Origin of the sequence: Campylobacter sp. FOBRC14 (assembly GCF_000287855.1) — a bacterium.
Lineage (GTDB): Bacteria > Campylobacterota > Campylobacteria > Campylobacterales > Campylobacteraceae > Campylobacter_A > Campylobacter_A curvus.
In genome coordinates this window covers 295,194-315,136 of sequence record NZ_ALJJ01000009.1, presented here as the reverse complement: position 1 = coordinate 315,136, position 19,943 = coordinate 295,194, and the positions used below count along the sequence as shown (strand labels likewise).

Sequence of the window (19,943 nt, the reverse complement as noted above, 5' to 3'; positions counted from 1 at the left end):
TTTCTAAATTTATAAAAATTTGGATAAAATCGTCAAATTTAAAATAAGCTTAGATAGGAAATGTTGTGGAAGTCGATTATTACGAAATTTTAGAGATATCCAAAAATGCCAGCGGCGATGAGATAAAAAAGGCATATAGAAAGCTGGCGCTAAAATACCACCCCGATAGAAACGCCGGAAATAAAGAGGCGGAAGATAAATTTAAGCTGGTAAATGAAGCGTATCAGGTTTTAAGCGACGATAAAAAGCGTGAAATTTACGACAGATACGGCAAAGAGGGGCTAAGTGGCGTATCGGGATTTGGCGGATTTGGCGCTGATTTTGACATCTCGGATATATTTAGCTCGTTCTTCGGGGATTTTGCAGGTAGGAGCGGCGGCAGGCGTAAAAGCGCGGACAAGTACCCGGTAGATCTTGAGATCCCGATAACGATAGAATTTCACGAGGCGGTCTTTGGCTGCGAGAAAGAGATAAAATACTCGCACAAGACGCCATGCCCCGACTGTCACGGGACCGGTAGCAAGGACGGCAAAAAACAAACCTGCAAACACTGCGGTGGCAGAGGGCAAATTTCACGCGGAAATGGCTTTATGAGTATCGTGCAGGAGTGCCCGTATTGCAACGGCACTGGTGAGGTCGCAGCGGAGAAATGCCCGACTTGCGGCACTAGCGGCTATCAAGAAGAGGAACAAAGCCTAAAAATAAACATCCCTGAAGGCGTGGATAGCGGCATGCGTATGCGAATAGCCGGCAAGGGCAATGTGAGCCCTCGCGGCGATGTAGGCGATCTTTACGTGAGTATAAGTGTCAAAGAGGACGAGTATTTTGTCCGTCACAACGACGATGTATATATCGAGGTCCCGGTGTTTTTCACGCAAGCCGTGCTTGGCGAGAGCATAACGATACCTACGCTTCGCGGCAAAACCGAGCTAAAGCTGCCTATCGGTGCAAAAGACAAACAGCAGTTCATTTTTGAAAACGAGGGCGTGAAAGGCGTGAATTCAAAGCATATCGGCAGGCTCATCGTGCAAATCTCCATACAAAACCCTAAAAAGCTGACCGCAGAGCAAGAGGAACTGCTAAAAAAACTTCAAGATAGCTTCGAGATAAAAAGCGGCTCGAGCGTGGGCGATAACCAAAGCGTTTTTGATAAGATAAAAAACTGGTTTAAAGGCTAAAATTTGCTTTATTTACGTGGTTAAGGCGTTGATTTTTTAAGTTGGCTCTTTTTATCTGTAGCCAAATAGGAGGAGCGGCGACACTTTGCTTCGCTTCGTTCGTAGCTTGGCAAATTTGCTATGAGCCTAGCTTCACTTACATGGATGTTGCTCTCATCTGCATACTCTAGCAAGCAAAGCGGCTAACCCTTGCCGCCAAGACGACTGAAATTTACTGCAAGTACGGCTATTTACAAGACATCACGACCGCGCTTTACCCATATCGTTTAGCTCGTTTTTGATGACGTTTGCTAGCTCGATCTTGCTGATATGCGGTGAAAGCGCCTTTATATAGCTTTTTGCGTGGCTTTGATACGACTTATCGCTAAAAACAAGCATCCTGGCATCTACGCTAAAGCGCTCCCTAAACGTCTCCGCTATGCCTAAAAGCGCGTCCATGTCAAAGTCCGCTACGCTCTCATCGACTAATATCAGCCCAAAAGGCTTTTCGCTCATCTTTGAGACCAGCTCGCCAAATCCTTTTGCTATGCTTAAATTTTTACCAAATTCCCCGAGCGCCGCACCGAAAATTTTATTTTCGATGTCGCTCTTTTTGCAAAGTATGATATCCTCGTTTTTTATGAGGACGCACTCTCTGATAACGAAATTTTTAAAATTTGGTATGAATTTATCCAAAAGCGTCGTCAAAGCCCGCGTATCGATCGGCTTTTTGACGCACTCGTCGAAATTTTCCATCACTTGCCGCATCGAGACGTCGCTAGTGTTTGATACGATGCCGATTGTCTTGGTTTGCGCATTTTGCGTCGTATGTTTTAGTTTTTTAAATTTATTCGCAAAGTGCGTTATATCGTCTTTGCAAAGCGACATATCTGTAAAGATCAGGTCAAAATGCTTATTTTTTAGTGTGTCAGCTAGCTCGTCGTAGCCGCTTTTTAGCGTGAGCTCGACGCTGTAAAGTTCGAAGGCATATGCTAGCATCTCGAGGCTTAGGGCGTTTGCGCTGCATATCAAGATCTGCGGCTTTGTGATGATAAATTTTTGCGAATATCCGGGCGATGCGTTATTTGAGAGCTTTTGTAGGAGGCGGATAGGCGTGAGCGGGTCTTTTATGATGGCTAGGTTTTTAAGCCCGCTTGGTGCGTTTTTGCCTTCGCGCATCAAGATCGTGTCGTATTTTTGTGGCTCGCTTAGGTTTTTGAGGTTTGATATGCTTTCGAATTTTATACCAAGATCGTTTAACATTTTGGCGATAAATGCGTTGTATTCGGCATTTGTATCTAGGACGAAGCCTATTTTTAGCTTTTTATCATACCTTAAAATTTCGACCTTTTCTTTTCTAGCCAGCTTTAAGACAAATCTAAATTCATTGCCCACGCCTTGCGTGCTGTCGATGGCTAGGCGGCTATCCATGAGCCCTAGATACATATTTGCGATATTTATATAAAGCTCAAGCTCGTTTGCATTTTTTTCGTGATCTTCATCCGCGTCTAAAAGCGCGTCTATTTGCTCCTTGCTCATCGCGTCGGCATTGTTTTTCACGCTCACGCAAAGGCTCGTCACGCCTGATTGCACATTATTGGTCTGATCTTTGATCTCTACGATGATGTTTGCGTATGGATTGCACTGATACAAGGTTCCTATGATGAGGTTTGAGACGGCGGTCTTTATCTTGCTCTCGTCGCCTTCGAGCATGCTGTTTAGGCTTGGGTCTATGTAGGTTACGAAGTTTATTTTTTTGTCGGTCATATCTGAGATCTTGGATTCCAGCACGCTTTTAAAGGTGATTTGCGGATCGAAATTCACCACGTTTAGCTCAAGGTCGGAATTTTCTATATCTATGACATTTTTTATATTTTCAAAATTTAGCGATACCGACGCGCTGTTTTCCTCCAAGATATCTATCGCCTTTATCTGATCGCTCGAGGCATAGGTCTTTCGTAAAAAGGCTAAGCTTTGTAAATTTTGCTTGTATTTTGACTTTAAAGCCTTGTTTAGGCGCATCAAATAGCTATTTTTTATTTTATTGAACGTGCCTATGCGCTCATATTTGCCTAAAATTTCTTTATTGAAATTTATGAAATTTTGCAGCGTTTGTGCGTAGTCGCAGCGTTCTTGCTTTAAAATTTCCTCTTGGACGTATCTGATCTTAGAGCCTATACTCTCAAGCTCTTTTAGCTTTTTGGCGAGTAAAATAGCGCAACAAAGCAGTCCAAAGGTTATCAACACGGCAAGCGAAAATTTATAATACGCCTGGGTGCTAAAGACCTCGTTTCTAGCTTGCAGATCCTTAGCGACTACGTCAGAGATATCTAGCAAAAGCATGAATTTTTCTTGCTCAAGGGTATCTAGTATCAGCATATCTTGCTGTGAAATTTCATATCCATCATCGTTAAAGACCTTAGAGCGCAGCTCGTTTAGCTCGTGCGTGTCGGCGCTTTGCTTGGCGCTAAGTAGCTCGCTTATGTGCGCCTTGCTCTCTTGTGGCAGTAGCCCCGCACCAAAGGTATCGGCGCTAATAGGAGCGAGATCTTTTTTGACGTTTTTGCCGCTTATCGTTTCGCCGTTTTGCAGCGCCTGCGAGATGTGATACAATGACGCATTCAGGGCGTTTAGATCAGAGTGGATGAGATCTAGCGTAGTGATGTAAATTTTGCTTTGAGGGTCTGAAATTTTATCCATCAATGCAAGATCGCCGGCTACCACGGCGTTTATACGCTCGAAAAAGTAAAAAAACGAGTTCATATATAGTTGGTGCTCTTGCTTGGAGTTTTGCCTTAGGCTTTGTATCTTTTTTACGAGTTCGTCCGTTTGGTTTGATTTTTGGGCTGAATTTTTTAGCTCCAGCACGACCTTATCGGCAAATGCGCGATCTTTTTCTAAAATTCTCATATTTTCTGCAGACGCATCGCTTGAGTAATCAAGCTCTGCTTTATGCTCTAAAATGACCGCTCTTGTCGTGTTTTTGAGTAAAAAATGTTTGTTTATATCGCTGTTTAGGCGCTTTGATAGGGCGATGTCTCCTAAAAATTCATAGCTCATATACGCGCTGATGGCGGCTACGGCGAGGATCGGGAGTAAAAGCGTATAATTTCGCAGCTTCATTTATGCCTTTCCTTGATATTTGTTCGCGAGCTTGTTTAGCTCGTATACGCGCTCGTTTATGCCGGCGATGAACGCGGCGAAGTCTATCGAGTCGCTATTTTCTAAGGAGTCGTAGATCTTGACGAGGGCGCTCACTCGTAGATTCGTCGCGGGCTCTTTTAGTGTCGTTACGATCTTTTTTATGCTTAGTTTATCTCTTGCGACGATGGCGTTTTGAAGTGCGATCAAGTAGCTTTGCACGCCTTTTGCGAGCAGCGCTAGATACGATGCGAAGTCCACGCTGTTTAAATTTAAAAATTCCCTCGTTTGCTCGAACCATTTATCATCGAGCACGGCTTGCTCTTTTGCGCCGGATCTTTGCATGCCGTTGCCCCAAAGTAGAGGCATACGCAAGATCGGCTGCTCTTTAGCGGTGTCGTTTGCGAGGGCTTTTGGGATCTCCTCGTTTAGCGTCAGCTCCAGCTCGTAAATTTTATCTTTATTTGTCATCAAAATTTCATTTGGGACGGCTTTTACGCTCAGTATTTGACCGTCTTTGGCTTTTAGGCTTAAATTTATGCCCTCTGGTGCTCTATTTAGCAGGCTTTGCATAAAGCTTGAATTTTCATCTTTTTGGTAGTTCATCGCTATCTCGTCAAGGTCGTTATGAACCGATAGAAAGTCGTTCGCGTCGTTATATTTTAAAATTTCAAGCGCTCTTTTGCTCATACCTGAAATTTTATAAAATTTATCATAAACGATCATTTACGTCTCCTCTCATGATAGCGAGCTTTTGCGCTACGCTTTTGTTTGTGACCTTTGCGATCTCGTCCAGGTCGGCCTCGTGGATTTTATCAAAACTTCCATAAAAGCCGATTAATTTAGCTATGCTGCCGGGCGATATGCCAAGGCGCGATAGCTTCGAGCTTTGTAGCTCCTCTTTTTGGCGCGTTTTCCTATGAAAGCTGATGACGAAGCGGTGGCTCTCGTCGCGCAGTTTTTGGAAAAATTGCAGCTTTTTGTCGTTCGGACTTAGGCTAAATGTGCCGTTTGGCGTGTAAATTTTATCTTTTGCCTCGCCCTTTGCGCGGTGAGCTTTGGCGTCTATCTTTTCTTTTGCGATGGCGATCACATCGACATTTGCTCCGTGGCTGGCTAAAATTTCGCGGGCTAAATTCAAAAGTGCCTCGCCTCCGTCGATGAGCCAAAGATCGGGCGGGCTAAGCTTGTCAAAGCGCAAAGCGCGAGCTATCAGGCTCTCTTTCATCTGTTCGTAGTCGTTTTTCGCCTTTACGTGCATGTGCCTGTAGCCGCTTTTATCCCACTCTCCTTGCGAGTAACGTATCATCGCAGCGACGTTTGCTTCGCCAAAAAGATGCGAGTTGTCAAAAGCTTCGATGACATAAGGCGTATGCGTCAAAGAAAAATACTCTTTGATCTCTTCAAGCAGCCTATTATCGTGCGTTTTTAGATATTTGCTTATGCTCACTTCCGCGTTTTTGGCTGCTATCTCGCAGATTTTGCGCTTGTCGCCTATTTTTGGAGAGACGATACTAAATTTCCTCTTGTGTCTTTCATTTAGTATCTGCTCTACTAGCCCCGCGTCTTCAAAGCTTTTTAGGGTGTAAATTTTGCCCGTGGTGACTGGCTGACCCGCAGGGAAGCTCTCTAATATGATGTGCCTATACGCTTCGCTCACATCCTCGTCGGTGCTGCCCTTTGCCCCTGCGATAGTCGTTTTTACGCCGTTTATCTTACCATTTTGCACGCTAAAACGCACCGCGCAAAGCATATTTTTGTCACTGACTACGGCGTAAGCCTCGAAGTCCTCGAGCTTTGCTAGATCCACTTCGACCTTTGTCTGCATGTTTTTTAGCGTCTCTATCTTATCGCGCGTAGCGGCGGCTTGCTCGAAATTTTCAGCCTTGGCGTAGCTATGCATCAGCTCTTCAAGACGGGCTATGAGTAGGTTTGGGTTTTGAAGGGCGGCGAGGGCGTCTTGCACGATCTTGTCGTAGTCTTCTTTTGAAATTTTGCCCTCGCAAGGAGCGCAGCAGCGCCCCAGCTGGTGGAACAAACAGGCCTTTTTGCCCTTGACGCAAGAGCTTTTTTGAACGAGGTTGAAATTTAGATAAAGTGCCTCCAGTAGCTCGCCAGCTCCGCTGAAATACGGCCCAAAATAGCGGATATTCGAGCCTTTGACGACCTTTCTGGTGATCTCGAATCGAGGGAATTCGTCGTTTAAATTTATGAAAATATACGGATAGGTCTTGTCGTCTCGCAGCAAGATGTTGTATTTTGGCTTTAGCTGCTTGATAAAGGAGTTTTCAAGTATCAGCGCGTCGGCCTCGCTTGGGGTCACGATGTATTCAAGATGCACGGCCTCGCTTATCATCTTGGCTATGCGGGGGCTGACCTTGTCGGACGCGGCCAGTTCGGGTGTAAATTTAAAATAGCTCTTGACGCGATTTTTTAAAATTTTAGCCTTGCCGACGTAAAGCAGGCGGTTTTGGCTGTCGAAATACTGATAAACGCCGCTTAAACTAGGTAGCGACCTGATCTCGTCAATCAGCACTGAATTTCGCATTTCTAGCGACTATTATCGCTCTTATCTCTTCAAATTTTTCGTGCAAAATTTCATCTCGTGCAAAATTTTCAAACTCTCCTCTGGCTTTCGGACGTAAAATTTTACTGGGTTGCGTCGTTTGGGGCTTAAATTTCAGGCTATTGCTCACGAAAAATTTCACCTCGCTCACAGGGGCGAATATGCTCGCGGCATTTACTCTCACGAAAGCTCTTAATAAGCCTTTTATCATAAATATATTACTATCGCGCTTAAGCTCTTGAAGTGCTAGCGGGTGCTTTAGCGCGAAAAACAGCACGTTCGTGCGGACGTAGCAAAAGGCTATCAAATTTTGATGCGCTCTACTCATCAAAGACACGAGCTCGCGGCATTCGTTTGCATTTTTCAACTTTTTAAACAAAGGATTTTCATAAATATGTTCGATCAAAAATTTGGCGTCTTTCATAGGGCGATTTTAGCATTTTTTGTATTAATTTTCTCGATGGTCGTTTTTACGGGCTGCGGATACAAGGACGATCCGTTTTATGATGAAGGCACGAAGCCGCAAAAAGAGAAAAAGGTCGAGAAGATCAACAATCTTTAGGGGTCTAAATTTAAGCTTGGCTTAATAGCGTATTCAGCCTTGTTTAAGTAAAATACATGAATTTTTTAAATTTAAAGGAGAGTAAATGAGGATATTGGGGCTTTTGGGCTTATTTTTTGCGCTTGCGTTCGGCGCGGACGAGGTGGGCGAGAGCGTGAATTTAGCTACGACGTGGGTCGGGATCTTATCGCTTATAGTATTTGTCGTGGGATATTTTTTTATCGCGACGGAAGAGAATTTTCACATAAATAAGGCAAAGCCCGCGATATTTATCGGCACTTTCATGTTTTTGCTGATCGGCCTTTATATGCTTTTAAACGGCATGGACGTGCATCCGCTTCAGCACGAGGTCGATCATTTGATCCTCGAGATCGCTCAGATCATATTTTTCTTGATGGTCGCGATGACTTACATCGAGGCTCTCATCGAAAGGGACGTATTTAACGCGCTAAAATACAATCTCGTCTCAAAAGGCTACACCTACAAAAGGCTCTTCTGGCTGACCGGAATTTTAGCCTTTTTCATAAGCCCGGTCGCTGACAACCTGACTACCGCGCTAATACTTTCTACCGTGCTCATCACGATCGATAGACACAGCACGAATTTCCTCGTCGCAGGTGCGATAAACATCGTCGTAGCCGCAAACGCAGGCGGTGCGTGGAGCCCATTTGGCGATATCACGACGTTGATGGTCTGGGCGGCTGGCAAAGCTCCGTTTTTGGACTTTTTCGCGCTTTTCCCTGCTTCGTTCATCGGCTGGTTCGTTACAGCCTATCTGCTCTCTCGTATAGTACCGGACGGTGCGCCTCATTTTGATGCGACCAAAGAGCCGAAGGTAGTCATCAAAAAAGGCGGTAAGGTCGTCATAGCGCTGGGTGCATTTACTATTTTTTCAGCCGTCATGATGCATCAGCTCTTTCATCTGCCTGCGATGTGGGGCATGATGTTTGGCTTCTCGCTACTTAGCCTTTATACTTATATCTACAAAAAAATGAACAAAAACGAAGAGCCGATGCACGTTTTTACCTATATGTCAAAGATCGAGAACGACACGCTGTTTTTCTTTTTCGGAATTTTAGCCGCCGTCGGTGCGCTGCATTTTGTCGGATTTTTAAACTATGCCGTTTCGCTTTATGATAAATTTGGTGCGACAGCCGTGAATATAGGCGTTGGCTTCCTCTCAGCCATCGTCGATAACGTCCCTGTGATGTCGGCGGTGCTAAAGTCAAATCCCGTAATGGGTGCGGACACGGCAGAGAGCATGAGCCAGTGGCTGCTAGTGACCTTGACCGCGGGCATCGGAGGCTCGATGATCAGCTTTGGCTCGGCAGCTGGTGTGGGCGTCATGGGCAAACTAAAAGGAATTTACACCTTTGGCGCGCATATGAAGCACGCATGGACGGTAGTGACCGGCTATATCGTATCGCTCGTGGTTTGGTACGTGCAGTTTGAAATTTTACATATTTATTTTTAAGGGTTTTTGATGAACAACACTATTATCGTTTTGGACTTTGGCTCGCAGTACACTCAGCTCATCGCTCGCAGACTGCGCGAACAAGGCGTTTATACCGAAATTTTGCCATTTAGCGTAAAGCTTGACGAGATCAAGGCGAAAAAGCCAAAAGGCATTATCCTTAGCGGCGGGCCAGCGAGCGTTTATGCCAGCGACGCGTATTTTTGTGATGAAGGGATTTTTGAGCTTGGTTTGCCGGTGCTTGGTATCTGCTACGGCATGCAGCTCATGGCTCACGTCTTTGGCGCTCAGGTCGCACCCGCGAGCCAGAAAGAATACGGAAAGGGCGAGCTAAATTTACTAAAATCTCATCCGCTTTTTACCGATACGCCGAGCAAGCAGATCGTATGGATGAGCCACGCTGATTACGTCAAAAACCTGCCAAACGGCTTTGAAGCGTTGGCGATAAGCGAAAATTCGCCTTACTGCGTTTTTGGCGATGACAAGCGTAAATTTTATGCGTTGCAGTTTCACCCCGAGGTGCAGCACAGCGAGTTTGGCACGCAAATTTTGAAAAATTTCGCCAAATTTATCTGCGGATGTGAAAGCACGTGGAATATGGGAAGCTTTGCCAAAACGCAAATCGCTAAAATAAAAGAAACTGTCGGCAACAAAAAGGTGCTCTGCGCGGTCAGTGGCGGTGTGGATAGCTCGGTCGTGGCGGCACTTCTGGCGGCTGCGATACCGCAAAATTTGATACTTGTTTTTGTAGATAATGGGCTTTTGCGAACAGGTGAGCGCGAGCAGGTCGAGGCGACATTTAGGACGAAGCTTGGCGTGGAGCTAGTTAGCATTGACGCGAGTAAAATTTTCCTTGAACGCCTTGCGGGTGTAACGGAGCCCGAGAAAAAGCGCAAAATCATCGGCGAGACGTTTATCGAAATTTTTGAAAAAGAAGCCAAAAAGCACGATAACGTGAAATTTCTCGCGCAAGGCACGCTTTATACCGACATCATCGAAAGCTCGGTCGTAGGTGCAGGAAAGACGATAAAAAGCCACCACAACGTGGGCGGACTACCGGAGTGGATGAGCTTTGAGCTCATTGAGCCGCTACGTGAAATTTTTAAAGACGAGGTGCGCCAGCTAGGGCTTGAGCTGGGGCTTTCAAAGGAGCTTGTTTTCCGCCATCCTTTCCCAGGGCCAGGGCTTGCCATACGCATAATGGGCGAAGTGAATACCCCAAGCCTTGAACTGCTGCGAAAAGCCGACGTGATCTTGCGTGACGAGCTAAAAAGTAGCGGCTGGTATAACAAAACGTGGCAGGCGTTTTGCGTGCTATTAAATGTAAATTCTGTCGGTGTCATGGGCGATAACCGCACGTATGAAAACGCCGTTTGTGTGCGCGTCGTGGATGCGAGCGATGGTATGACGGCAAGCTTCTCGAGACTGCCATACGAACTACTGGAAAACATCTCTCGCCGCATCATCAACGAAGTAGCGGGCATCAACCGCGTGGTGTATGACATTTCTAGCAAGCCACCTGCGACGATCGAGTGGGAATAAATGTGTAAGTATCGATAAGATATTTAGATAATAATTATAGTAAATTAGAGGATTATGTATGGCAAATAAAAATAAAAATGTTATTTTGGAAGAAATACTGAAGCAATATAAGGATAACTTGAGTAAAACCGATGACAGTAAAATTTTTGAATATTTTGCGGCAGAACAATTGTTGAAAGATGAAAATTTGGATGAAGAGGAACTAGAAACAGGATTGATTGGAGATTCAAATGATAATGGAATAGATGGGTTTTATATTTTTTTAGACGGAGAACTAATTAACCAAGCTGAAGAAATTAAGGGGAAAAGAAATGGTTTATTGAGAGTATATTTTCACCAATATAAAAACCAGTATAAAATAGAAGAAGATGTTGTCCTAAAATTTAATAATGCATTTAAAGACATGCTTGACTTTGATAATACTGAGCTAAAGGGGTGGAATAACTCGCTTAAGGATAAAATTGGCTTATTAAGGGATATTATATTAAAAACCGCATCCTATGGAATAAATATTGAGTTTATAATAAACCATATTTCTAAGGCTAACTCAAAAGATATTGAGGACAACGCGTCATATTGGAGTAAAGTTGAAAATTTAAAGAAAACCATTGGAGAATCCAACATAAGCAGATTAGACATCAAATATAATTTTATTGGCGGTGAAGAATTAAAAAACTTAAGCTATAAAAAACCAGAATACTCAATAGACCTAGTTTTAAAAGATTCCCCGCTTACGCTAGAATTTGGTGATAATAATATTGGATATATAGCCTTAGTTAGTTTAAAAAATTATTATGATTTTATTGTGGATAATGGCAATATAAGAAAATATCTTTTTGATAGTAATGTAAGGGATTATCAAAATAGCACTACGGTTAATAGTGAAATTGAGGAATCAATAAAAGAAGATACAGGTATTGATTTTTGGTGGCTCAATAATGGAATTACAATAATTGCAGGGAAAGATAGTAGCCAAATTGGTAAAAGACTATCGCTAAAAAATATTCAGATTGTTAATGGGTTACAAACTTCATATTCAATCTATAATTCACTTAAAGAAAGCGATATATATAATACATGTGATGACAGAAGTTTATTTGTTAAAATAATTATATGTGATCAAAAGCCTATTATAGATAAAATTATAAGAACAACCAATTCACAAAACACAATTCCTTCGAGTGTTTTAAGGGCAACTGATAATATTCAAAGAGATATGGAGCAATATTTTGAATCTAAGGGGTATTACTATGATAGAAGAAAGAATTACTATAAAAATTTGGGGAAGCCCATAGACAAAATTGTATCAATTAACCTGTTATCTCAATGTATAATTTCTCTTATATTGCCTGAAAAAAATCCATCAAGAGCAAGATCTAACCCAACTGTACTAATAAAAAAGGACGAGGATTATCGTAATATTTTTAGTGATTCAATTAGTTTCCAGGTATATCTAAATTCTGTCCTAATTTATAAAAAGGTAGAAAAGGAACTAAAGACGATTATATTAGATAAAAACTTTAAAGATAATCCTAAAATGGAAGAAATAATTAAGTTATTTAAATTTCATATAGCTAGAGTTTTGGTAAGTAAATTAACATCAAATATTAACCCTATCTCTAAAGATCTTGAAGATGAACGATTAATAGAAAGAATAGATACAAATATGGTTCGAGATTCTGTAAATATTTTAATAAATATAATAGAAGAGTATGAGAAGTATAATAAAACTAGCTCTCAAACAATTGTAAATATATCTAAGCAAACAGAGTTTAGTAAATTTATTACTACTGGGTTAGATGGTAGGATACATAAAGTAACATAACCTTTATAATATGGGTTTTTAATAACAAGATAAGTTTGCAGAACAGAACTATCGCCAAAAAAGCAAGACAGAAGCATCAGCTTTGAAACTGGACTCATAAAATTTGGCTCTGACGTGTATAAATTTTCATTTCTTGGCAGTGAGTCAGACAGCTCAAACACGTGGATGTGGGGCTTTAATAACATAAATGGCTTTGATGAGAGCCTTTTAGAAGTCGCCAAAAATGCAAAAAATAAGGGCGAAATTTGGGGCGTAAGCGAGCTTGTGACAGAGCAGTTTGAGCTAACTGACACTATCAACGGAAATACCCTGGCGACAGTTGCGTGCGGGCTAAGCGAGCAAAATTTATTTTATTACAGATGTCCGTATGATGGTGGAGCGGCGTTTGTAGCGGTACTAGACGCACCCGAAGATGTCTTTGCTCACATGACAAATGTGCACAAGGTGGCTGAAATTTTAATGAGATGCATCGAAAGATTTGAGCTGGATCATAAAATTCTCATCGAGAGCTTTTTGGCAGCAAACGGCACGGCCTATGAGTGGGACGGAGATGTTTTGGTTGCACGTTTTGAGCAGGGTTTGAGAGTAGAATTTGAGCGAATCGGCGAAATTTACCGCATAAAAGTACTAAAGATTTCATAAATAAAGCTTAATGTGCAGTGAGTAAAAGTATTTTTCATAAAAATACTAGCAATCTTGCTTCACTAAAATAATCTATTATTAAAATAAATCGCTTCCAAAGCACTAAAAACGACGATGAAATCGTCGTAAACCCATATAATTTACGTATATTTTCACATAAATAAAAGATAATCTCTATCAATAAAATCTAAAAATTTTTTCGCTAAAATGCCTTGTAAATTTTATGAAAGGGTGAAAAATGAGTAAAATTTACAACCTGAAAAATGACACGAAGATTGTCGCAAAAAGTGTCGTCAGCAAGCGACTTTTTGAATGTGAGAACGCTCACGTCGATGTTTTCGCAATGGATGCGGGCGAGGAGCTTGATCACGAGATGCTCTTTTGCGACAGCCTTTCGTGGGTCGTCGAGGGTGAGGCGAGCTTGCTTTACGGCGAACGAAATTTCACGCTCACGGACGAGGCGGCGTGCCTCATTGAGAAAAAGGTCTGGCGAAAGCTGGTGTTTAACAAACCGACGAAATACGTCTCAATCGATTTTAAGGAGGATTTGATGATAGAGCATTTAGAAAAGGCGAGCGTTTTTAGCTTGGTGGATGCGGTGGCATACGAGGAGGGCAAGATCGTGAGCAAGACGCTTGTCAAAAATGAAAATGGCTCAATGTCGCTCATCTCGTTTTCAAAAGACCAGCAGCTCAGCACTCACGCAGCTCCCGGCGATGCGCTACTCGTGGCACTTGATGGTGAGATGAAGCTAACGATCGGCGATGAGCACTTTGACATCAAAAAGGGCGATACTATCGTGCTGCCGGGCAAGATCCCGCATGCGTTAAAGATCGCTGATAAATTTAAAATGCTACTTATCGTAACTGTGAGGGGGTAAAGAAAATGAGAGTGAAAAAATTTAGCGTGCATTTTTTTAAAACCCCTAAAATAGGCTCTTAAAAGGCTCTCACTCTCAGTTGTAATGCAAGAATTCAGCTGAGGTAAAAATCCCTATTATCCCAAAACGACCCATTTGTCCCGAATTTAAGGAAATTTTTTAATGCCGCAAGCGCAGATAAAGTCCGAATAAACGCACTTTAAAGGGTGTTTAAAGCGTTCCAAAATTCATCCCAAAAAAAATCCTATTGCTTGCTAAATTTTGATGATTTTGGCTTAAGGTTCTCAGAAAATTTAGTTGTAAAAAGCAAAAAAATGACGATTAATCATCAAAATTTAGCAAAAAATGATGATTAATCAAACTTAATGATGACTAATACCACCAAAAATCGATTTTATGGCTTCTAACTTAATCATCATCTAAAAATATAAGCAAAAAACTATCTAAAACTTAAAAAAATGCGTCTCTTTGATTAATCATCATTTTAAGGTTGATTTTAGATAATACATTTAATGACTTTACCTATTATATAACAACATTCGCAAGTGTTCTCATCCAGCTCAAAGCTTTCGTAGTTCTCATTGATACTTTTTATATACAGGTTGCCTCTTGGCGTTTTTTGTAAAATTTTAACCATAAGATTGTCATTATACATGATCACATATAGTCCATCACCCCTGAATTCTTTTGTTTTTTCAAAAATAACCCAATCATCAGGATGCAGCATAGGCTCCATAGAACATCCATCAACTTGAGCCATACGCAACTTTTCATTTTTCATTATGGTTTTAAAAAAGGCAGCAGGTACGAAAAATTTATCGTCATCCACAATATCAACCTCAGCTATATCTATACTAGTCCCTGCCCCTACTTTTTGGCTAAGTTTTTTGATCCAGTAGCCATCAGTTATATCGTAGTATTCGTTTTTACGAATACCATCCACCAAATAATCTATGCTGGTATTATACTCATCAGCTATTTTATATATAACATCCATAGGAATTTTGTCTCTTTCGAACCAGCCAGCTATTGTGGATGGTGTTTTATTGATTTTTGCAGATAATTGATTCCTATTTTTTACTCCAACAACTTCATAAATTCTATCCATTATTTCGCTTATTGCCATACAAAACTCCTAGATTTTTTACAAAAATTCGTATTTTAAGAATATTTTTATTGACTTATTCGTAAAAAACGAATATAATTCCTGCAAATGTTTGCAAGGTATTATATTTAAATAGCCTTAAATCTTGCAAATGTTTGCAAAAAATAGTTTTTTAAATTTCATTGTTAAGTTGGTAAAAAACCCAGAGATTTAAAAAAAGGAAGGAGTAGAAATGATAAAGCGATATTTCGTTGAAAACTGTATCAGTATCCGTCAGTGGGCTAAGAAGCACAACTTGCCTCAAAGAATGACCTATGCAGTCATAAATGGCGATGTATTTGGTAAATACAATACCGCAAATGGCAGTGCAAAGAGAGTATTTGAAGCACTTTTGGCAGAGGGTATCATAAAAGAGCTACCTGAGGGGCTAAGACAGGACAATAATGAGGAAAAGGCTAGCTGATGATATACGTTGAAACGAATGTTGCGGCTGAAATCTACAATATAAATCCGAGAGCTTTGGCAAATTCTATTAATAGAGGTTCGGATAAATACCCCTTCCTCCGCTTGCAAGACGCAGGCGCTAGAAGTCGTGGCGGTGTGAAGCTGTTGTTTGAAGTAGAGATCGCTGATATTAGCTCTCTTGTAAGAGCCAAAAAGCTAAGTAGCGATGTTGAAATTTATGTGCCTGATAGTGGTGCAGAAAGTAAAAACGGACTAAAAATGATGAAATTTAGCGAGATAAAGAAGGTCAAGGTAGATAACAATGACGGCAATAACCAAGACGAGGGCGACATATATCTTGAAGCTAGCGAGGAAGAGATTGTCGAAGCAAGAAGAAAACGAGACATCGTAAAGAGATATGAAATGAGTGATCTGTCCTCTAAAAAGTTTTGTGAAAGCGAAGGCATAAATGAAGCAAACCTTTTTAGATGGCAAAGAGCCTATAAGGAGCAAAATTTACGCGGTCTGCTTGATAGGCGCGGTAAAAAGAAGGGCTCGCATAAGCTTGAAGAGTGGATGAAGGATTTTATACTCACTAAATTTAGAGCTTACGGGGCTGGCGATCTAAATATCACTCAGCTTTGGAAAGAGCTTCACTTTGAATATGGCAAGCGAACGGGTAAATTTAGCGCGCCTGACTTTCTTCAAGGCAAGGTAACGCCACTATTCGATACTGGCGTGATCAGTAGGTTTTTAAAAGAATATAAAGCCAAGAACATACTAGACACCATCGTTTCAACCAAAGGTATAGATAAAACCATAAGCTACCTTGACCCGGCTCACGGCACACAAGGCATATTCGTGACCAGACGAAATCAGTGCTGGCAGATAGATAGCTCAAAGCTTGATGTAATCGTGCGAGATGGCAAAGGCGGAGTGCAGGTAAGACCAAATATCCTTTCCATCATAGACGTATTCAGCGGTAGATGTGTGGCGACTTTGGCTGAGACGTCAAATGCATTAGGCATAACTCGCTTGCTTTGGAGAGCTATTGAGCTTTTAGGCAAGCCTGAGTGTATAAAAGGTGATAACGGCAAAGACTACATAAGCAAAGAATTTCAAGACCTGCTCGAAGGGCTTGGCATAGACTATGACGCTGCAAGGGCATATCACGGCAAAGACAAAGCTTTTGTCGAAAGGCACTTTGGCACGATCCAGCGAAGCAAGATGGCTCATACTCCGGGCTATATAGGCGGAAGTGTTGCAAAGCGCGAAAACATAGAGCAGCAAACCCCTAAAAAAGAAAGGCACGCAAAAGATGAATATGGCTGGATAAAAAAGACCAATCAAAAACATCTACTAACGTATGATGATATGAGGAAGCGATTTGAAACGGCTGTGCTTGAGTGGGATATAACTGCCGTAAAACGCAAAAAGAATTCTCCTATACAAAGGTGGAATAGCGACGATACACCGCTAAAAACTATTGAATATGAGAGATTTTTACTCTTTGCCGGTAGTAAAGGCATCCACAAAATCGGCAAAAAAGGCATAACGATCGATAAGATAACCTATGTATCGCGCATGCTGCCTGATGTCAGGACAGAGGTAAGAGTGAGCGTGAATATAGACAACGTGAGCGAGGCATTCATATATACGCTTGATGGAGAGTTCATCTGTAAAGCCACAGACAGTAGCTTGATGCAGCTTAGAGCGGATGAGTTCAAGACCGCTAATAGGCTATTTAATGATAGGCTAAAAGCGGTAAGAAAGGGAGTAAATCAAGCAAAACTGAGCGAATTCACAAAACTAAATGTGGATTATGATCTGGCTCAAATGCAAGCGGCTCATCAAGAAGCGCTCAAAAAAGAAAACAGGATTATTGAAAGCTCAAATATCGATAGTATCAAAGAAGCCATAGCACAGCAGGAGACAGTTAGCGAGATAACAAGCGCTAAATTTGACTACTCTAAATTTGAGATGACTGGTGAAGTCAAGAAAAACAGCAAAAAGAGCGTGCTTGACATGGCGATAGATAAGGCTAGCGGAGAATAAAGCCTTTTAAATACGTTCTAACAGCACTTTAAACGTATTTAAAAGATTTTCAATTTCAAAGAAAGGAGCTAATTATGGAATTAGCAAGCAAAATAAGCGAATTTATAAAAGCCAACGAAAAAGACGGCATGAGTCAGAATAGATTTGCTGCGGCTTTGGGGATCAACCCCGCGTATATTTCAGGATATTTAAAGGAAGGCTCTAACTACAAGTATGCAGACAAGGTAGAAGAGCCAGCAAAAAATTACATTGACAATTTTATCAAAAAAGTGGATGTAATTCAAGACGAGCTGCCTTTTATAAGGACAAAAGATGCCAAAAGCATACACGCAGTAATCAACTGGGCTGTCAGAGATAGAGATATGGCGATGATCTCAGGAGTAGCCGGAAGCGGTAAAACAAGAGCTATCAAAGAATACGTAAAAACTCATCCTGATAGCATCTTGATAGAGGCCACGATCAATACTTCGGCAAAGAGCCTATTTAAAATTTTGGCTCATGAGCTTGGAATAGACGAGAAAGGAAGTATCGATGATCTAGTGCGTCAAAGCGGCGAAGTCCTAAAGAAAGTCAGCAAGACCATAATCATCGATGAAGCCGAACATCTACCATACCGCGCACTTGAAAGCTTGCGCAGAGTACATGACTTCTCTCGTGCCACTCTTGTGCTCGTAGGAACGAATAAACTGCTTTTAAATTTAACAAGCTCCAAAAGTGGCAACGAGCTAGAACAGCTAAGCTCGCGTGTCGGCAACAAATGGATACTTTCAGGGCTTTGCTATACCTCGGATGAGGACAAAAAGGTGATAGAGGATCTAGAATCGGTTTGCAAGGTGTTTGGAGTAAGCGATAAAAGCGACATCAACCTGATAGAAAGGATAGCAAGAGGAAATTTCAGAAAAACAGAAAAGCTACTACGTCGCTCAAAAATGCTAAGCGAATATGCAAACTCGCCTATTGATGGAAACATCATCAAAGAAGCAACGAAGATGCTTTTGATCTAAAGGAGAGGACATGAGGATAGAACAAACACAAGCAAGAAAACTAAACGAGATCGTAAATTTCGTAAGCAGTATGACGAGAAAAGGATTTGAGATAGCCTTTTCTCAAAGCGGTGCGCCGTTTGGTGTGAAAAGATCTAGCCTGATAAGAGGCGTCAGAGCCAACTATTCGAGTGCCTATTTCAAGGCGGTAGGCGAGTTCATAATCCGTCTCGATAACGGTCTTGTAGTCGATATGGTGGCCAGATAGATATTTGATTTTTCGGGAGCTTTACGAAGCTTCCTATAAAGTCAAATTTTAGGAAAGGAAAGATATGAGAAGTGCGAGACTTGTATTCGTCTCAACGCCTTATGCGAGCATTGAGTGCAAGGACAGAGATAGAAACTACTATGCGCGTCAGTTTGCGCTTGAGGCTTGCAGCGTCGTCAGACAAAACGGCTATGAGCCAATTAGCCCGGTGCTTGCTTTCATGGACGTGTATAGCGAGCTTGAGCGCGAAGATGTTATGAAAGCTTGCCTCGAGCTACTAAGCGTTTGCAGCTATTACTATTTTCATAACTGCAAATTCAGCGACAAAAGCCGTGGTATGCAAGAGGAAAGAGACTACGCCCGCGAGCTTGGTATCACGGAGCTTAAATTTAGCCTGTTTGAGTGAAAAATGGTGCGGATCGTAAAGAGAGCAAAGCAAAATTTAGCCGTAGCCACTCTTTACGGATACGTTTGTAAAGCGAGATTCGCAAAGAAATTTAAAATTTTAGAGAGGAGGATAGATGTCGATAGGGACAAGGATAGCATTTGTAGCCGACCATAGCTTTTGCGAGATAAAAAGCCTAAAAGAAAGAAGAGCAAAACTAGCAGAAAGTATCGGTGTGGATGAGCGTGATATAGAAGCTACGGGTAGAGAGCTAGCGTTAAGGTATGTAATTTCTGTGCTTGTCAAAAAAATAGATGAGCTGCACGAAGCGATTAGCCAAACGGCAGATGATGAAAACTAAAAAGGAGAAAGGATGACACTGCAAGAAAGCGTAAAGCAACAAATCAAGATCATGCAAGCTTTTATCGACGGTAAGGATGTGCAGTTTAGAGAAAAAGGCGACACTCGCGATGATTGGAGTGATCATACTGATGACGGATGGAATTTTGATTTTTTCGAATACCGAATAAAGCCTGATTTTAAGCCAAAAACTTGCAGATTCAAAACAGGCGATATGGTATTCAAACGAAGTTTCGAGGGCAAAAGCATAGCCAAAAAAGGCGGCACATTGATAACTGAAGAGATGATATATAACTACGAAAAAGGCAAGAGCTTTTATCAGCCGGGCAATGATCTCAACGAGGATTATTTTCTAGAGGACGAGTTGCTTTGGTACTGGGAGTATATCGATATAAGCGGTGTTTGGTGCCACACGACCATGAGAGAGACCAAACAAGACTTCATAGACTTTTTAAGAGGCAGGGCTCATCCGGAGTCCATGATAAAAAGGATAGTCCCGCTTTATATGCTGGGTTTTAGGATTCCAAACAATAAAAATTTAAACGAGGAGTAAA

20 protein-coding genes are annotated in these 19,943 nt (G+C 41.7%); 14 read left to right on the top strand and 6 right to left on the bottom strand.

All coding sequences use genetic code 11. The features are described 5' to 3' along the window. Positions 1 to 65: 65 nt before the first annotated feature. Positions 66 to 1,178 (top strand): molecular chaperone DnaJ, encoded by a 1,113-nt coding sequence (gene dnaJ / locus HMPREF1139_RS04890; protein ID WP_009650327.1) that lies wholly within the window; start codon positions 66 to 68, stop codon positions 1,176 to 1,178. A gap of 20 nt (positions 1,179 to 1,198) precedes the next feature. Here dnaJ and HMPREF1139_RS11545 read toward each other — a convergent pair whose 3' ends face one another. The 5 genes from HMPREF1139_RS11545 to HMPREF1139_RS04870 all read right to left on the bottom strand — a co-directional run bounded on the left by HMPREF1139_RS11545 (position 1,199) and on the right by HMPREF1139_RS04870 (position 7,270). Further along, positions 1,199 to 1,351 (bottom strand): hypothetical protein, encoded by a 153-nt coding sequence (locus HMPREF1139_RS11545; RefSeq protein ID WP_156795018.1) that lies wholly within the window; start codon positions 1,349 to 1,351, stop codon positions 1,199 to 1,201. A gap of 67 nt (positions 1,352 to 1,418) precedes the next feature. Further along, complete coding sequence (locus HMPREF1139_RS04885) at positions 1,419 to 4,280, bottom strand: ATP-binding response regulator (RefSeq protein WP_009650206.1); 2,862 nt, start codon at positions 4,278 to 4,280, stop codon at positions 1,419 to 1,421. Beyond that, positions 4,281 to 5,024, bottom strand: a complete 744-nt coding sequence (locus tag HMPREF1139_RS04880; protein WP_009650322.1) for a hypothetical protein — start codon at positions 5,022 to 5,024, stop codon at positions 4,281 to 4,283. After that, complete coding sequence (gene uvrC / locus HMPREF1139_RS04875) at positions 5,011 to 6,834, bottom strand: excinuclease ABC subunit UvrC (RefSeq protein WP_034966113.1); 1,824 nt, start codon at positions 6,832 to 6,834, stop codon at positions 5,011 to 5,013. The genes HMPREF1139_RS04880 and uvrC overlap by 14 nt, the downstream gene beginning before the upstream one ends. Continuing rightward, positions 6,824 to 7,270, bottom strand: a complete 447-nt coding sequence (locus HMPREF1139_RS04870; protein WP_232048287.1) for a hypothetical protein — start codon at positions 7,268 to 7,270, stop codon at positions 6,824 to 6,826. The genes uvrC and HMPREF1139_RS04870 overlap by 11 nt, the downstream gene beginning before the upstream one ends. On the opposite strand from HMPREF1139_RS04870, the gene HMPREF1139_RS11710 reads away from it, so the two are divergent. The 6 genes from HMPREF1139_RS11710 (at position 7,259) to HMPREF1139_RS04845 (ending at position 13,789) form a co-directional block, all read left to right on the top strand. Then, positions 7,259 to 7,426 (top strand): hypothetical protein, encoded by a 168-nt coding sequence (locus tag HMPREF1139_RS11710; RefSeq protein ID WP_009650292.1) that lies wholly within the window; start codon positions 7,259 to 7,261, stop codon positions 7,424 to 7,426. The two genes, HMPREF1139_RS04870 and HMPREF1139_RS11710, sit on opposite strands and share 12 nt — an antisense overlap. Positions 7,427 to 7,511: 85 nt before the next feature. Continuing rightward, a complete protein-coding gene (gene nhaD, locus HMPREF1139_RS04865; protein WP_009650335.1) occupies positions 7,512 to 8,900 on the top strand; it encodes a sodium:proton antiporter NhaD in 1,389 nt (462 codons plus the stop codon). 9 nt (positions 8,901 to 8,909) lie between these two features. Continuing rightward, positions 8,910 to 10,442 carry a glutamine-hydrolyzing GMP synthase gene (gene guaA / locus HMPREF1139_RS04860; protein ID WP_009650039.1) on the top strand — a complete coding sequence of 511 codons (1,533 nt, stop codon included), beginning with the start codon at positions 8,910 to 8,912 and terminating at the stop codon, positions 10,440 to 10,442. Between the two features lie 58 nt (positions 10,443 to 10,500). Then, positions 10,501 to 12,267: an AIPR family protein gene (locus tag HMPREF1139_RS04855; RefSeq protein ID WP_009650191.1), complete on the top strand. Its 1,767-nt coding sequence runs from the start codon at positions 10,501 to 10,503 to the stop codon at positions 12,265 to 12,267. A 75-nt stretch (positions 12,268 to 12,342) separates the two neighbouring features. Next, positions 12,343 to 12,909 (top strand): DUF6882 domain-containing protein, encoded by a 567-nt coding sequence (locus HMPREF1139_RS04850; RefSeq protein WP_034966110.1) that lies wholly within the window; start codon positions 12,343 to 12,345, stop codon positions 12,907 to 12,909. A 238-nt stretch (positions 12,910 to 13,147) separates the two neighbouring features. Then, on the top strand, positions 13,148 to 13,789 hold the full coding sequence (locus HMPREF1139_RS04845; protein ID WP_009649980.1) for a cupin domain-containing protein: 642 nt from the start codon (positions 13,148 to 13,150) through the stop codon (positions 13,787 to 13,789). Positions 13,790 to 14,285: 496 nt separating this feature from the next. Here the strand turns inward: HMPREF1139_RS04845 and HMPREF1139_RS04840 are convergent, their stop codons facing one another. Beyond that, positions 14,286 to 14,915, bottom strand: a complete 630-nt coding sequence (locus HMPREF1139_RS04840) for a LexA family transcriptional regulator (RefSeq protein WP_156795017.1) — start codon at positions 14,913 to 14,915, stop codon at positions 14,286 to 14,288. 211 nt (positions 14,916 to 15,126) lie between these two features. Here HMPREF1139_RS04840 and HMPREF1139_RS04835 point away from each other — a divergent pair, with 211 nt between their 5' ends. From HMPREF1139_RS04835 to HMPREF1139_RS04805, 7 genes are all read left to right on the top strand, one after another. After that, positions 15,127 to 15,357: a hypothetical protein gene (locus tag HMPREF1139_RS04835; protein WP_009650339.1), complete on the top strand. Its 231-nt coding sequence runs from the start codon at positions 15,127 to 15,129 to the stop codon at positions 15,355 to 15,357. Next, the gene (locus HMPREF1139_RS04830) at positions 15,357 to 17,393 is read left to right on the top strand and encodes a DDE-type integrase/transposase/recombinase (protein ID WP_009650000.1); all 2,037 of its coding nucleotides are present in this window, start codon (positions 15,357 to 15,359) and stop codon (positions 17,391 to 17,393) included. Before HMPREF1139_RS04835 ends, HMPREF1139_RS04830 begins: the two co-directional genes overlap by 1 nt. Before the next feature lie 74 nt (positions 17,394 to 17,467). Then, the gene (locus HMPREF1139_RS04825) at positions 17,468 to 18,397 is read left to right on the top strand and encodes an AAA family ATPase (RefSeq protein ID WP_009650302.1); all 930 of its coding nucleotides are present in this window, start codon (positions 17,468 to 17,470) and stop codon (positions 18,395 to 18,397) included. A 10-nt stretch (positions 18,398 to 18,407) separates the two neighbouring features. Then, positions 18,408 to 18,644: a hypothetical protein gene (locus tag HMPREF1139_RS04820; RefSeq protein ID WP_009650176.1), complete on the top strand. Its 237-nt coding sequence runs from the start codon at positions 18,408 to 18,410 to the stop codon at positions 18,642 to 18,644. A gap of 64 nt (positions 18,645 to 18,708) precedes the next feature. Further along, a complete protein-coding gene (locus tag HMPREF1139_RS04815) occupies positions 18,709 to 19,050 on the top strand; it encodes a DUF7768 domain-containing protein (protein ID WP_009650122.1) in 342 nt (113 codons plus the stop codon). A gap of 115 nt (positions 19,051 to 19,165) precedes the next feature. After that, positions 19,166 to 19,390 carry a hypothetical protein gene (locus HMPREF1139_RS04810; protein WP_009650128.1) on the top strand — a complete coding sequence of 75 codons (225 nt, stop codon included), beginning with the start codon at positions 19,166 to 19,168 and terminating at the stop codon, positions 19,388 to 19,390. Between the two features lie 12 nt (positions 19,391 to 19,402). Continuing rightward, the gene (locus HMPREF1139_RS04805) at positions 19,403 to 19,942 is read left to right on the top strand and encodes a hypothetical protein (RefSeq protein ID WP_009650234.1); all 540 of its coding nucleotides are present in this window, start codon (positions 19,403 to 19,405) and stop codon (positions 19,940 to 19,942) included. Position 19,943 lies beyond the last annotated feature (1 nt).